The sequence below is a fragment of the Macrococcus equipercicus genome, from assembly GCF_024205945.1.
GTDB classification, from domain to species: Bacteria; Bacillota; Bacilli; order Staphylococcales; family Staphylococcaceae; genus Macrococcus; species Macrococcus equipercicus.
The window spans coordinates 371138-386474 of the sequence record NZ_CP073809.1 but is presented as its reverse complement, the minus strand read 5'-3'; the positions used below and the strand labels follow the sequence as shown (position 1 = coordinate 386474).

Below are 15337 nucleotides of genomic sequence, written 5' to 3'. Positions count from 1 at the left end.
TTTGATGATTAACTCATTTTATATTGATCTTACATCTGCTATACCGGTCAGCGGCAGCACGCCTGCGAGTACATGGCTGAGTGCGATGATACCGATAACCAGTAGGACAAGCAGTATATCCTCATAGCCGAAGCGCGTCTTATAATAGTACGTTCTCGGTCCGTCATGGAAGCCTTTTTTCTCCATCGCGACTGCGAGCCGGTGCGCTTTCCGGATGTTCTGGCTGAGCAGCGGAATGAGCAGATGATGCAGTCGGTTGATGCCTCTGTAATGCGCCGCATCTATCATCTGATAGCGCATTCTTAGTGCATTCCGCAGCTGGAACAGCGAGTCGATCACGAGCGGGAGCATACGGATAGAAGCCATAAAGGCATAGGCGTACTTAGGTTTGACGCGTAAATGCTGCATTAAGCTGTAGAAAATCATGACAACTTCTGTCGTAAAGGCGATGCTCAGTCCGAAAGCTGAGACAGCGATGGTCCGTAACGACAAATGCAGCCCGCGGAACAAACTCTCAGTCGTAATATGGATGATCCCCCAGTCAAACAGCGGATGCGTCCCATTGCCGTAGAAGATCATAAACAGTGAAGACAGCAGGCTGAAGGATGCGGAGATCGCTGTAAACGTCAGTACAACTTTAAACTTCGTCCCGCTCACCATGAATAAATAGATGAGCATAAGCAGCGCAATATAGAGCATCAAGTCAAAGCGGTGGACAAAGATCACGAAGAAAAACAGCATCACTCCAAGTGTCATCTTCGTAATAAAGTTCGCACGGTCCATGAAGTTCTTATGCTGCTTCCATTGTTCAAACATCGCTGCCACCTGCTTCCTTCAGCTGCCCGTCTGATACAACGAGCTGCCTTGATGCATAGCGCTCAATCAACTGCCGGTCATGAGTCACCATGACAATCGTCTGACCGCTCTTTATACGCTGCTGGAACAGTTTGATCAGTTCAAACGTGCTGCTGCTGTCGAGGCCGAAAGTCGGTTCATCGAGTAGAATAATCGCAGCCGGTGTACTCAATGCCGTCGCTACGCTTAACCTTCGCTTCTGACCCATCGACAACTCATAAGGATGATGGTCTTTCAGGTGAAACAGCCCGAGCAGTTCGAGCATAGCTGCTGTCTCGTCATGCGCGGTCTGCTGATTCTGATGATAGAAGTTCACATACAGTTCGTCATAAACACGGTTCTTAATGAACTGCAGCTCCGGGTTCTGATAGACAAGATAGAAATACTGCGCCGCTGTCCTTAATTTCTTCAGACGATTTCCCAGGTAATACATTGCACCGTCATAAGGAATCAGCTGCATGATGGATTCAAGCAGTGTCGTCTTCCCTGCGCCGTTCTTACCGGTGATGGTAATCCACTCACCCGAAGCAATATCGAGTGAAGCGGTATAAAGAGTGTTCCGCCTGCGTTTCACGGCGCCGTCAAATTCAAATAGTGCGGCACCGCTGCTATAATCGTACGGTTCCGGCGCGTGACTCCATGCACCAGGATGCCATACGCCGAAGTCATCAAGCAGCGATGTACAGCGCGCTGAAATATCATCCGGTGTGCTGTCCTCTATTATTGCACCGTTCTGGTCCATGAGGAGGATACGGTCTACGTGCTGCCAAATATGTTCGACCTTATGTTCAACAATGACTACGGTCTGATCCTCCCATAATGTGATGATCTGCTGCCATAACGCTGCAGTCGATTGTGCATCAAGCATCGCAGTCGGCTCATCGAGAAATAATGTATCTGCACCTTGCAGCAGCGTGCCGGCGATAGCGAGTTTCTGCTTCATGCCGCCGCTCAGCTGATTGATTGACTGATGCTTGTCAACATTCAGACCGACAGTCTGCAGCGCCTGTTCGATGCGGCTGTCCATCGCCGCTCCAGCCACCTGCTGATTCTCAAGTATAAACGCGAGTTCCTCATATACTTTCGGCATACAGAACTGGCTGTCCGGATCCTGGAAGATGATTGCCGGCGAAGCATCGATGGCGAGCCTGTCGTATTTCATCGGCAGTTCAATCAGCTCAGGCACGACACCACTCAGCACGTTCAGCAGTGTGCTCTTGCCGCTGCCTGACTGGCCGAGAATCAACACTTTTTCCTTGGCCTTAATATCGAGCGATAAGCCGTCGAATATTTTGCGTTCACCGCCCGGATATTTCAACCGCAAGTTATGGACCGATAACTTACAGGGCGTCATAGTCTTCTTTTGACGCCGGTCTGAATAACTTGGTCACTCCGGTCTCATCCAGTGCCTTGACGAGGAGATAAGGGACAATACCTGCAAGCACAATCCCACTGATCAACCGGAAGATGACGAAGAGCAGTACGTTCCAGCCGGCAACGTCTGACATATAGCCGTAGAAGTAATCAATCGGCAGACTGATAATGGCTGCCGCTAATCCGGCAAGCACAGCAACCATGACATGGCGCGACTTATAGCGGAAGACAGCAAAAACAATTTCACACGCGAGACCTTGCAGTAACGCAAAGACAAACGTCGGAATATCGAACTTACCCATCGCGATTGTTTCACCGGCGCCTGCAGCAAACTCAGCTAACAATGCAATCCCCATCTTCGGAATAATTAAATAAGCGACGACCGCTGCAATGAACCACATGCCGTATGACAGCTGCTCAATATGAAGACCAAGCGGCTTCAATGCTTCGTAAAACCCCCACCATAAGTTGTAAATGACTGCAAAAATCACTGAAATGAGTACTGTCACCAAGATGTCTGACAGTGTTAAACCTTTTTTTGCTCGTGCCATGTTAGTCTCCTCCACAAAAAAACACCACCTTCAACAGAAGATGGCGCCAAAAAGACATACTTATATAAGCATGCACTTTCCTACGCTAGCATCAACTAGATCAGGTTCGAAGGGTTCGAGCTGCGCTCGTCTCAGTTAATAACACCCCTAGTGCTTTTCGTTATTTATTTGTTAATCTCACTGTAACTGTAAAAGAATGGCTTGTCAACCTTGCTTTCTGTCAAGTGCCCGGCAATAAAACCCCGCTCATACAGTGAGCGAGGTTCATGATTATTCGACTGTGACAGATTTCGCTAAGTTACGCGGTTTATCAACATCGCAGTCTCTGTGCAGCGCTGCGTAGTACGCAATTAATTGCGTCGTCACAACAGAGACAAGTGGTGCCAGCATTTCATGAACAGCCGGCAGGACATAAGTGTCACCGTCCTGCTCAAGGCCGCTCATCGTGATGATACATGGGTTCGCCCCGCGTGCCACCACTTCTTTGACGTTACCGCGGATAGATAAGTTGACCGCTTCCTGCGTCGCAAGCGCGATGACAGGTGTGCCTTCTTCTATCAGCGCGATTGTTCCGTGCTTCAGTTCTCCGCCGGCAAATCCTTCTGCCTGGATGTAAGAAATTTCTTTCAGTTTCAATGATCCTTCGACGCCGACATAGTAGTCCATTGTACGGCCGATGAAGAATGCGTTACGAGTCGTCGCTAAGAAGTCACGCGCGATCTCTTCCATGCGTGGTGCATCGTCGACAACAGTCGTGATCGCTGCAGTCACTTTTGCAAGTTCAGGTAATAAGTCGATGTCTGTTGTAATGCCTGCATCTTTAGCAACAACTTGAGACAGAATCGCAAGTACGGCAATCTGAGCTGTGTAAGCTTTTGTTGACGCCACAGCAATCTCAGGGCCGGCATGCAGAATCAATGTATAAGAAGCTTCACGAGATAATGTAGAGCCCGGCACGTTGGTGATTGTCAGCGCTGTGTGACCTAATTCTTTGATCGCGACGAGCACGGCACGGCTGTCCGCTGTTTCACCTGACTGTGAGATGAAGATGAACAATGGTTGCTCTGACAATAACGGCATGTTGTAGACGAATTCGCTCGCTACATGCACTTCTGTCGGAACGCCTGCCCATTTCTCAAGGTATTCTTTGCCGACAAGACCGGCATTGTAAGATGTACCGCATGCAATAATATAGACGCGGTCAGCTTTACGCACTGCCTGAATGATATCAGCATCTACTTTTAATTCACCGTTGTCATCCTGATATTCCTGGATGATTTTACGCATCACGCCCGGCTGTTCGTGAATTTCTTTTAACATATAGTGTGCATAAGTGCCTTTTTCGATATCAGATGCATCGATCTCGGCTTTGTAAGGCGCACGTTCAATCACGTTACCGTCAAGGTCTTTAATCGTCACGCTGTCTTTTGAGACTAAGACAATTTCACCGTCTACAAGCTCAACATAAGTGTCAGTCACTTGCAGCATTGCCATCGCGTCTGATGCGATGACGTTGAAGCCTTCACCTAAACCGACGAGTAACGGTGATTTGTTTTTAGCGACATAGATGACGTCCGGATTTTCTTTGTCAAGTAACCCGAGTGCATATGAACCATGCAGCAATTTAAGCACAGCAGTAAATGCTTCTTCTGTAGTCTGACCTTGCTTAGAGAAGTACTCCACTAATTGAACAATAATCTCTGTATCAGTGTCTGACTTGAATGTCACATCTGATAAGTATTCTTTTTTCAGCTGTTCGTAGTTCTCGATCACGCCGTTATGAACTAAAGTGAAACGCTCTGATTCCGATTGGTGCGGGTGAGAGTTTGTATGGTTAGGTACGCCGTGCGTCGCCCAGCGTGTATGACCGATACCTGTTGATGTCTCAAATGATGAATCAACGACTTTACGCAGTTCAGCGATACGTCCTTTTTCTTTGTACACACGGACATCTTCGCCGTTACGCACTGCGATACCCGCAGAATCATAACCGCGGTACTCGAGTTTCTCAAGCCCTTTTAATAGAATTTCCTTTGCGTCTTCAGTTCCAATATATCCAACGATACCGCACATATTCATTTCCTCCGATTAATTCGTATATTTTTATAGTGTCGCTCGTTAGTTTAGCGTAGTTGCTTCTGCTGACGTCTTTGTACGACCAGTCACCTGGCAGGTTTAACGTTCAGCTGTCGAATAAGCATATCCGGAATGGCATCCGCCGAAAGTTCGATGACCATTCTCCTCGTCAACAGTGTTCACTGTTCTGGCGCTGTATCCCTTATTACTCCTTTAATCCTCCTGTTCTGCTAAACTTTATTAATTGTACTATTTTTTCATAATTCAAACAAGGGTGGAGCATATGATTCGCTGCAACTTGCATACCTTATTTTCTCATATAGAAAAAAGCCCGGAGATCTCCGGGCTTTGGAATTTTTCGACTTATTACTATCTCAGTCCCAATAATCATCTGCCATGTGCTCTAGCCGCTGCAGCGCTTCTTCGACACCATAACTGATACCTTCTTTGGCAAAATCACGTTCATATTTCATGATTTCCCGCGCTGCGAACAAGAAGGTATAGAAGCGTCTCAGCGATGTGCCGAACTGTCTGACTTCCTTACTTCCCACCCATAGCGCCTTCCGAACGAGGAAGTCATCCAGGAAATCATACGGGTCACGCATATCGGTCACGGGCGTTCTGATGCCATAATTCAGCAAGTAGACATCGACGAAAAAGACGATATTTTCCACGTGTTCTGATGCTGTCTGCTCTGCCATTTTATCGTGATTGATCAAATAATGGCGGAATGACTCGAGCAGCTTCTGATTATTAGCTTGAACCTGTTCAACAATTGCCTCATAGCCCTCAAACCAACCTCCGTTTGCTGTATAGTCATCCCAGTGAGAGAACGGCTGCCACGTACGCACCACTTTGTATCGTGTCATCTTCTGCTGTTCGAGCGGCACGACAGGTTTCAACTCAATATGCGCTTTGAACGCTTGCTGCAGTGCTGACTTACCCGTACGATATTCCGGCTTCAGAAACGGATAGTCGCTGAGCTTGTCCATCAATGACTGAGGGAACCGTTCCGTTAAATCAATATGCTGGTAGGACAGCAGCTTGACATACTGATTAACCGCACTGATGACCGCACGATTATGCGCTGTATTCACTTCTATCGTTCCCGCATTGGTTAAATACTGTTCAATCTTTTCAGGGTCATGCAGCACGGCATTGAACTGCTGCCTAATCCCCTGTTCAATGAGCACATCCAGTTGTTTTCTATCCTGCGCCTTAACGTCCGTAATAATCACCGGGGTATACGTCAGGTCATTGACGAGAACAAGCACTTTCTTACGGTTGACGTTGATATAAGTCGCATGCCATGAATACAGCGGATTAGCAGCCGCTGCACTTTCCGCTGTTAGCCTACTCGTGCTCGGCGTTAACTGACTAAATAGCGGCAAGGTCTTCTTAGTAGGATTGATAATCATGGAATTCCTCGTTTCTAGCGTGAATTTACAGGGGTAAGTTATACAATCAAGTTAGCCATTTAAGATGGAAGATACATTATTTATAAAAAAATACGCCATACTGATAAAAAAACTTACACTGTGAAAGTGCAAGCTTTTAATTCCTATAACGTCCATGGCATAGGATTTCTATTACGATTGAGTTGTTTGACATTACTCTTTGGCAGGTTTTCGCGTTTAACCAATTTCGGTGTCATGCCTGAATTGATTCTATTGTATAACTTTGAATCCATTTGATTCGTTCTAAAACTTTTATAGATCCGGTTTGTCACTTCACTGCATTCAGGGCAGGTATCTTCCTGCAGGTTACTGTTCATTGATTTCCATATGTCATATTCTCCGCAACGTTGGCAAACAAATGTATATTTAGGCATTATTCATCAAGCTTCGGAATAATGTTATTTAAGAAGATTTCTTTCGGTAAAGAGACGGTACAACATGCATTTGGAACATCAACAATGCCCGCAACGTTACCTTGAACGGGTGCAGATCCGAGTAACATATAAGCCTGCTCACCTGTGTAACCGCATGATTTCAAGAATTCAATCGCATTGAGACATGCATTTCTGTATGCCGTATTGGCATCTAAATACGTTTGATCACCAGAGAATTCATTGACTGAAATCCCTTCAAATACTAAGTACTCATTATAATGCGGCATCACTGGCCCTGGTTGGAAGGCCGGATTTCTCTTAATCTTGTACTTGTCCATGCCACCTTTAATGACATTCACTTTAAGCTCAATCCAGCCGGGCATTTCAATACCGCCACAGAACGTAATCTCACCGTCACCTTGAGAGAAATGTAAATCCCCAACAGATAGCTTAGCACCATCAACAAATACAGGAAAGTAAATTCTGGAACCTTTCGATAAGTTCTTAATATCACAGTTACCACCGTTCTCACGTGGTGGTACAGTACGTGCACCTTCTTTAGCCACACGATCAAACTCTGCGCCTTTCAACGTACCCAGTACACAAGAATCAGGGTCTGGTAAATTCGCTAATGCCGGGACTCGATTCGGATTCGTATCAACTAATGCCTTCTCACGTCTATTCCACTCATCCAGCATTTCCTGACTCGGTGCAACACCAATTAAGCCAGGGTGAATAATACCTGCAAATTTAACATTCGGGACATGACGACTCGTCGCATAAATACCTTCAAAATCCCAAATTGACTTCGCTGCATTTGGATAATGATCCACTAAGAAACTACCGCCATTTTCCTTAGCAAAAATACCATTAAACCCCCACTCATGCGCACTGAAAGTACCAATATCTAAAATATCAACCACTAACAAATCACCAGGTTCAACACCATTAACATGAACCGGACCACTCAGAACATGAACACGATTTAAATTAACGTTCTTAATATCTGTTGGATCATCATTATTGCTGATCTGACCATCCGTCCAGTCTAAACATTCCATTTTGAAACTTTCCCCAGGTTCAACAGAAAAAGCAGCCGGAATATCAGGATGCCATCTATTATGTCCTGGATATTTCTGTTCGTGCATCTTTTTAGTTAAATCGATTTCGAAGATTTTTTTCGCCATTTGAGTCCCTCCTATTAAACTAATATTACACTTTTAGTATAGTAATATTTTCTGAAAATTACAATTTTTATGGAGTTAAAAAATAAAAAAAGACAAGAAATTAATCTTGTCTCAAAGTCTCCGATAATCTATTTTCACTTTGACATGCCACTATAACTGACAAAGACGCATAATATCAATCTTCTGGTGAAACTGATGCTGAAGACTAAGAAATCGTCATAATTAATTCACATCAGCTTAGCAATAATCATCTTTATTATTGACTATTATTTTATCGACCTAACTTTAAACTTCAATCTATTATAATCATATTCATTTTCAGTTACAGCATACAATATTCTATATATTGCATCCAATCCCGCTTCAGCATTATAGTGATAACCGAGTTTCAGTTTCTTATTTTTTTCAGGTATATATATTGTTGCACACTTAGGATATTTAGTATCATCCTTTTCTATTATCTTCGCTTCTTTAGCAACGCTTTCCGGCACGTTATTCTCTATTAAAAATTGAGGATTTGATAAACGTTCTAAATAGATTTCTTGATTGTTTATATCTCTTAATAAATCATTTATCACTACGCTGAAAGCATACTTCGGTTCCATATTTTCCTTAAGACTTCCATCAATCTGTTTTAAAGAAATCGATTTTCTCTGAATCTTATATTTATATCTCTCTTTATAGAAATCTTGAAGACTAATTTCTTCTTCATCACCAAACGTTCTTACATTCTCTATTGTATCAGTCTTCTCTCCAGAACTTGTCGTTTCACTATAGCCAAGAATATTAATGAAATCAGTCAAATGATCAGTAGACAGTTCCTCATTTTCACTTATTCCTAACTTCCCTGACTCGTCATTAAAATAGAGTGAATTAAGAAGGTCGTGTGTTAGCTGTAAAAACCTTTCGTATTTTTTAAGATTATACTCAATCTCTTCATCATATACAGTACCGTAATTAAAATGTTCTAATTCTTCATGTAACTGATTATCGAAAGATATATCTTCTTCCGTTGTCTGAGTTATGAGTTCTAATATTTTCTCTTCATCGTGTTTATACTTAATAAGTAAAATATATAGAGGCTGACTAGATAATTGCATACAAATAACAGAAAGCATTAGAGCTTGATATTTTTTATCGTTCATTAACGTTTGATCTAATGCCATCACTCGCATATTTAATGAGTAATAATTTATAAGTCTTTTAATCGCTCTAGGATTGCTACCAACTGAAAACTTAATTATTTCTAACAAAGGTTTGATATAGTTATCCGTATTATCTTTAAATAAATCTATTTTTTCTTTAAGCAATGATTCATATTTATAAACTTCAACTGGAATTTTAAAAGGTACTTGAATCATTTTTTCCATAAAACTTTTAGTTTTCTCATTCGAAGTATTTTTTATATGTTTAACACCTTGTTCTATCACTTTGTTATCAACCGCTAAAACAAATACGCAACCTTCTACATCAACAAATAGTTTAATCACTTCTAATAATTTAACTGCAATTTCTGGTGATAAACGATCTAAGTCATCGATAAAGATGACTATTCTCCCGTCTTTACCTAATCTAGAAAGTCTATTATTAACAACTTCTTGCATAGTTTTCCTCAACACACTTATCATTTGTGCAATGTCTAAAGTTGTTAACTCATTTCCATCTTCTTGAGTTTCTGCATCTTTACCTATTGGAAATGTATATCCTAGTGGACCTAAAGTGATAGTTCCACCACTCACTGCTTTCGATAGTCCATTTAAAATTTTATTAATTCTTCCTCTTTCTTTTTCATTTTCTTGTACTCCAATTTCATTTATAAGATACTTCAGAAAGGAAATGCCTATATGATGCTCTAAATTAAATTGTGAATATTGCCACGTATTAAATTTAAATGTAATTATCTTATCTCGGTTGTTTTCTCTAAGATAATTATCTATAAAGTTTATAAATGATGTCTTCCCTGTTCCCCAACCACCTTGTAATGCGATAGTGATAGGTGTCTCACAATACTCAATAAATTCGCCCAATGCTTCAACATATGGTATGATTTCAAATTTATCATGCTTACTTTCACTTATTGGAGTATCATTTGTTCCCAAACCATATTCTCTTCTTGTTTTCATCAAACTCTCCCCTTTTTACAAACTTAATTCACAGTATTTCTCTTTTAAGTCTTACAAATAAATTTAGAATAAATTTTGCTTTCACACCACTTTGACCTTTTAAATTTGCTTTTCTCTTCTTATCACACTTAATCTCCTAATAAGTAAAATTGTCAATATAATTTATTGTTTACATAAACATTATACTTCTAAGTTATTAAAATAGTATAATTACTTTGTAAATATTTTATTATGAGGGTTTATATGGAAAAATGAGAAGAAGATAATACGAATTATTAAGTCCATTAACCACAATAAAGATTTCTAATATCTTTTCCATCAAACAATTGTGACCCATAATTTCACAAATGTGCAGGATGATCTTGCTCATTATCTGAAAGTCCATATTCTGTTAAGTCATATTGAAAGTAATTTGTCTAAAGCCAAGCTGATAGAAAAAAATTATACGGTATCTCTGCAAATAGATGTGTCACACCACTCATATCTAGAGATACAATAAACTCATTACAGAAAGGTGGGCGCATCATGGATATTCAAGAACGTGCAGTTCAGATTTTAAAAGAGACTTATAGTGAGTCGAGTCAGTTCCGCGAGGGTCAGCTTGAGGCGATTACGGCGGTTGTGAATAAGCAGAAGACGCTGGTGATTCAGAAGACGGGCTGGGGTAAGTCAATTGTCTATTTTATTGCGACGAAGATTCTGCGCGAGCGTGGTGCCGGGCCGACAATTATTATCAGTCCGCTTCTCGCTCTGATGCATAATCAGATCGAGGCAGCGTCTAAACTCGATCTTGATGTTGTGACCATCAACAGTCAGAATCGTGAGGACTGGGATACGATTTATGAGCGTCTTAATGACGTTGATGCAATCATTGTCTCGCCTGAGAAGTTATCGAGTCCGGACTTTATCGAGCGGCTGTCTGCTGTGTCTGATATTCAGATGGTCGTGGTGGATGAGGCACATTCCATTTCTGACTGGGGTCATGACTTCCGTCCGGATTATCAGCGCATCGTCTATCTGCTGCAGTCGTTTCCAGACCACATCGCCATCCTTGGTACAACCGCGACGGCCAATGACCGAGTGATTCAGGATATCAAGGATCAACTGGGCGACTTAAATGTTTTCCGCGGTGATTTGATTCGTGACAATATTTCTATTCAGGTCAATCCGTCGCAGAGCAAGGTTGAGCGGCTGGCGTTTATCACTGATGCTCTGACCCGTCACCCTTTCCTGAGCCAGCAGCAGGGGATCATCTACTGCCTGACGAAGAAGGAATGTGAGTCTGTCGCTGAATTTCTAGTTCAGCACGGTATTTCTGCAGCGGCCTATTATTCAGGTGTACAAGGAGAGTCTGGCGAAGATATTTCCGAGGAAATTCTAAGTGCTTTTCATAGCGGTGAGACACGTGTGATTGTCTCCACTGTAAAGCTCGGTATGGGTTATGACAAATCGGATATCGGTTTCGTCATTCATTTCCAGCTGCCGCAGAACCTGATTGCCTACTATCAGCAGATTGGACGTGCCGGGCGCGATGGTTCTCCTAGTCTCGCAGTGCTCCTGCATGGTGATGAAGACGAGGAAATCATCAAGTCATTTATTGAAGGTGCAAATAAGGATCCGGAGCTGTTGTCACAGATTCTGAACCTTCTGCATGACAATGACAAAGGAATGAAACGTAATGAGATTCTGCAGCACTTCAATCTGAATGTTACGAAGCTGTCGTCTGTCTTAAAATACCTCTATGTCCATAACTATATCTATATGGATAAGACCACTTATCACCTGAATCGCAACCAGCACTTCGATGCTGTGCGAAATGCCGAGGTCCAGCAGCAGCTCAATAAGACACGACTTGCTGAGCTCGCAAGATTAAAGGACTTCATTGAATACGACGGCTGCTATATGAAGTTTATTGCAGACGAGCTGGACGCACCTGATGCTAAGGAGACGTGCGGTATATGCGTCCATTGCCGGGGTCGCCAGTTCATCGTAATGGCAGATGATAATCCGTATCTCGTAGCGGCACGCGACTACAAGAACCAGCTGCACGGTGTCATCAAGCCGCGAAAAAGATGGTCGAATAATAAGAAGATTGACCATCCATATGAAGAAGGCTGGTCGTATACAGTCGATGCCTATTCACCAATCGGCAGACGCTTCATGCTGGAACGGGATAACGGCCAGTTCTCTGACAAGACAATGATCACTATCAGCCAGTTTTTAAGTGAGCATATTGCTGAGCATGGTATTGATGCGATCGCGGCGGTGCCAAGTGACAGAAAGCCGCACCTCGTCTCAGAACTCGCCCAGTTTATTGCGAACGAGTATCATATCGCCTATATCGAAGCACTGCAAGCTGCACTCGGCAGTCCGCAGCGTGAGATGCACAATGCTATGATGCAGGAACAAAACGCAAGAGAGAAAGTGAAAACAGCTGATATAGCAGCGGTTAGTGGCAAGAACGTCCTCTTAATTGATGATTTTATCGACTCACGCTGGACGATGACCGTCGCAGCAAGTTTGCTTCTTGAAAACGGCGCGAATGAAATCTATCCATTTACACTTCTTAATATCGGCAACGACTAAAACCAGGAGACTGTCATCACAGCCTCCTGGTTTTTCCTTGATATTGAACAATGATTTATTATATTCTCCTATCACTTCACCAATCCTCACTCCACTTTTTCATCAGCTTTTTATCATAGTACGACATCGCAAACAGTTTCTTATCTTTATTGAAATACATATAAGTATAGCCATAACGGTATCGATATGTCTTAAACTCTCCTTCATCATCCCAGTCGGTTTGATCTTTCCATGTTTTCTCCGGCTTGCCCCATAACTTGCGTATCGCCTTTGTGTTAACATCCATCGTCTCGTCTAGATGATTGTAGTCGAATGACAATAGTATGAAGTCTTTCTTCTTCCACTGCTCTTTTCCAGAAAACGATAAGGTGACTGAATGATCCTGATCACCATAGTCGTAGCTAAATGACGTCGGATAATCAGAAGACTCTTTAGCAGGACATCTGCCTAGTTGCTCAAGCACTTCTCTGTAAGTAGATCCATATTGGATTCCGTTATAATTGAATGTTCCTTCTATCATCTGTTCGATGATCTGTGTGTCAGTTATATCCGGTAATTTCAGCATCATGATATCTCCTTATAACTAGGTTGAATTTATAGCTATCCGACAATATATATATTGTAGGTCCATCGTGCAATTAATAGAACATTCATTATATAATTGTAAAAACTTCCTCCTACTTCTTATAAGCTCTTGTTCTGAACATGTAACTATTGAATCCAATCGTACTTATAAAAATGACTGCAAACAGAACATATGCTCCCCACTCCCGTCCGAAGTTGATGACTAAATAGAGTGCAATGATTTCTGCACTGACAACAAACAAAAACTTGCCCATACCCTGGCATAATTTCTTCTCGTCATACTGGTTCTGCTGGTCTTTACTCATCGTATTGTAGCCGGCGATCAGCATCGCACCTTTCCCCATTGAAAACATAACAGCAAGCGGTATAAGAAAGAGTAATATGATGATCATTACTATAAGCGGCATGTAGTTCCCTCCGTTCTTTAGACTATCCTCTTTAATTTTATCTTATTTTCCATATTTGTGTATTTATTTTCCATCAGACGATTTACAAAGTTTACCTAGCAATTACGAGTTCCGGCAGTATCATGCAGCAACTTGTCATCAATGTACGTGACAAAGTTAAGTTTAGTATGTGTTGTGTAAGAGTCAATGTGGGATTAACATGAAGATAGCATAAAAATATAATTTCAAAGGAGAGAAACATATGGCAGAACAGAAAAGTGGCCTTCAACGCAAAGTTCAGGCTTTCGGTTCTTTTTTAAGCAGTATGGTTATGCCGAACATTGCAGTATTCATTGCATGGGGATTCCTCACTGCTCTATTTATTCCAGATGGCTGGTGGCCGAATAAAGATTTAGCTAAAATCGTCGACCCAACTATTCACTATCTTATTCCAATCTTAATCGCATTCATGGGTGGTAAACTCATTCATGATGTCCGCGGTGGTGTTGTCGGTGCAGCAGCAACAATGGGTATTATCGCTGCTTTTGACCAGCATATGTTACTAGGTGCAATGATTATCGGACCATTAACAGCATGGTTAATGAAACAGTTCGATAAAGTTGTCCAACCAAGAATTCGTACTGGTTTTGAGATGTTAATCAATAACTTCTCAGCTGGATTTTTAGCATTAGGTATGATGATTGTTTCATATTATCTATTAGCTCCAATTGTCGGCTGGATTATGTGGGCACTTGGTAAAGGCGTAAAATTCCTTGTTGCCCTTCATATCCTTCCTTTAACTTCAATTCTGATTGAACCAGCAAAAGTATTATTCTTAAATAACGCAATTAACCACGGTGTGTTAACGCCGCTTGCGACTGACCAGGCTGCTGAAGTTGGAAAATCTATTCTTTATACATTAGAATCTAACCCGGGACCAGGTCTTGGTATTTTACTCGCTTACATGATTTTCGGTAGAGGGTCTGCACGTGCGACTGCACCAGGTGCGGCATTGATCCACTTTATCGGTGGTATTCACGAAATCTACTTCCCTTATGTACTGATGAAACCTGCGATGATTATCGCAGCGATCGCAGGTGGTATGACTGGTGTTGCCATTTTCTCTGCAACAGATTTCGGTTTGAAATCACCTGCTGCTCCAGGTTCAATACTTGCGTATATGGCAGTAACGCCTAAAGGTGATTTATTAACAATGTTTGCTGGTGTCCTCGGCGCAGCGCTTGTATCATTCATCGTCGGTTCATTAATTCTTAAATTCTCTAAAGATAAAGGCGAAGAAGATTTAGCAGCAGCAACAGCAAAAATGGAAGCAACGAAAGGTAAAAAATCTTCAGTAGCAGGCGCATTGACTGGTGCTGCAACTTCTGACCGCGTGAAAGTGGTCGAAGTCGATAAAGACGAAACAACTGAGCCGAATTTATTGAATCAATACGATACAGAGAATGTAGGCGCGCACGATTACTCAAACGTCAGCAAAGTCATCTTCGCTTGTGATGCAGGGATGGGTTCAAGCGCGATGGGTGCGGGTATGCTGCGCAATAAATTCAAGAAAGCAGGCATCAATGCTGAAGTCACTAACTCAGCGATCAATCAGTTACCTAAAGATGCTCAGCTTGTCATCACACAGAAAGTTCTGACTGACCGCGCGATTAAGCAGGTGCCGGATGCAATCCATATTTCAGTGGATAACTTCTTAAATTCACCGCGTTATGATGAACTGATTGCTAACTTAAAAAAAGACCAATAATTAGACAATTGGTCA

12 protein-coding genes and 1 riboswitch are annotated in these 15337 nt (G+C 42.2%); of the genes, 2 read left to right on the top strand and 10 right to left on the bottom strand.

The genetic code is table 11. The features are described 5' to 3' along the window. Positions 1-18: 18 nt before the first annotated feature. From KFV11_RS02090 to KFV11_RS02060, 8 genes are all read right to left on the bottom strand, one after another. Positions 19-816, bottom strand: a complete 798-nt coding sequence (locus KFV11_RS02090; RefSeq protein ID WP_254250218.1) for an energy-coupling factor transporter transmembrane component T family protein — start codon at positions 814-816, stop codon at positions 19-21. Then, positions 809-2209 (bottom strand): ABC transporter ATP-binding protein, encoded by a 1401-nt coding sequence (locus tag KFV11_RS02085; RefSeq protein ID WP_254250217.1) that lies wholly within the window; start codon positions 2207-2209, stop codon positions 809-811. The genes KFV11_RS02090 and KFV11_RS02085 overlap by 8 nt, the downstream gene beginning before the upstream one ends. Continuing rightward, positions 2196-2780: an ECF transporter S component gene (locus KFV11_RS02080; RefSeq protein WP_254250216.1), complete on the bottom strand. Its 585-nt coding sequence runs from the start codon at positions 2778-2780 to the stop codon at positions 2196-2198. Before KFV11_RS02080 ends, KFV11_RS02085 begins: the two co-directional genes overlap by 14 nt. 60 nt (positions 2781-2840) lie before the next feature. Further along, positions 2841-2939, bottom strand: a riboswitch (TPP riboswitch). Between the two features lie 111 nt (positions 2940-3050). After that, positions 3051-4853, bottom strand: coding sequence for a glutamine--fructose-6-phosphate transaminase (isomerizing) (gene glmS, locus KFV11_RS02075; RefSeq protein ID WP_254250215.1), 1803 nt, complete (start codon positions 4851-4853; stop codon positions 3051-3053). 377 nt (positions 4854-5230) lie between these two features. Further along, positions 5231-6274: a DUF6933 domain-containing protein gene (locus KFV11_RS02070; RefSeq protein WP_254250214.1), complete on the bottom strand. Its 1044-nt coding sequence runs from the start codon at positions 6272-6274 to the stop codon at positions 5231-5233. Between the two features lie 143 nt (positions 6275-6417). After that, on the bottom strand, positions 6418-6687 hold the full coding sequence (locus tag KFV11_RS11740) for a zinc ribbon domain-containing protein (protein ID WP_367305177.1): 270 nt from the start codon (positions 6685-6687) through the stop codon (positions 6418-6420). Continuing rightward, positions 6687-7874, bottom strand: a complete 1188-nt coding sequence (fmdA, locus tag KFV11_RS02065; protein WP_254250213.1) for a formamidase — start codon at positions 7872-7874, stop codon at positions 6687-6689. Before fmdA ends, KFV11_RS11740 begins: the two co-directional genes overlap by 1 nt. A gap of 266 nt (positions 7875-8140) precedes the next feature. Beyond that, complete coding sequence (locus KFV11_RS02060) at positions 8141-9997, bottom strand: KAP family P-loop NTPase fold protein (protein WP_254250212.1); 1857 nt, start codon at positions 9995-9997, stop codon at positions 8141-8143. Between the two features lie 525 nt (positions 9998-10522). On the opposite strand from KFV11_RS02060, the gene KFV11_RS02055 reads away from it, so the two are divergent. After that, positions 10523-12583: a RecQ family ATP-dependent DNA helicase gene (locus KFV11_RS02055; protein WP_254250211.1), complete on the top strand. Its 2061-nt coding sequence runs from the start codon at positions 10523-10525 to the stop codon at positions 12581-12583. A gap of 76 nt (positions 12584-12659) precedes the next feature. Here KFV11_RS02055 and KFV11_RS02050 read toward each other — a convergent pair whose 3' ends face one another. After that, positions 12660-13151, bottom strand: a complete 492-nt coding sequence (locus KFV11_RS02050) for a hypothetical protein (protein ID WP_254250210.1) — start codon at positions 13149-13151, stop codon at positions 12660-12662. A 109-nt stretch (positions 13152-13260) separates the two neighbouring features. Beyond that, positions 13261-13560 (bottom strand): DUF3784 domain-containing protein, encoded by a 300-nt coding sequence (locus KFV11_RS02045; RefSeq protein WP_254250209.1) that lies wholly within the window; start codon positions 13558-13560, stop codon positions 13261-13263. Between the two features lie 256 nt (positions 13561-13816). Between KFV11_RS02045 and KFV11_RS02040 the strand changes: the two genes are divergently transcribed. Then, positions 13817-15322, top strand: a complete 1506-nt coding sequence (locus KFV11_RS02040) for a PTS mannitol transporter subunit IIBC (RefSeq protein ID WP_149459827.1) — start codon at positions 13817-13819, stop codon at positions 15320-15322. Positions 15323-15337 lie beyond the last annotated feature (15 nt).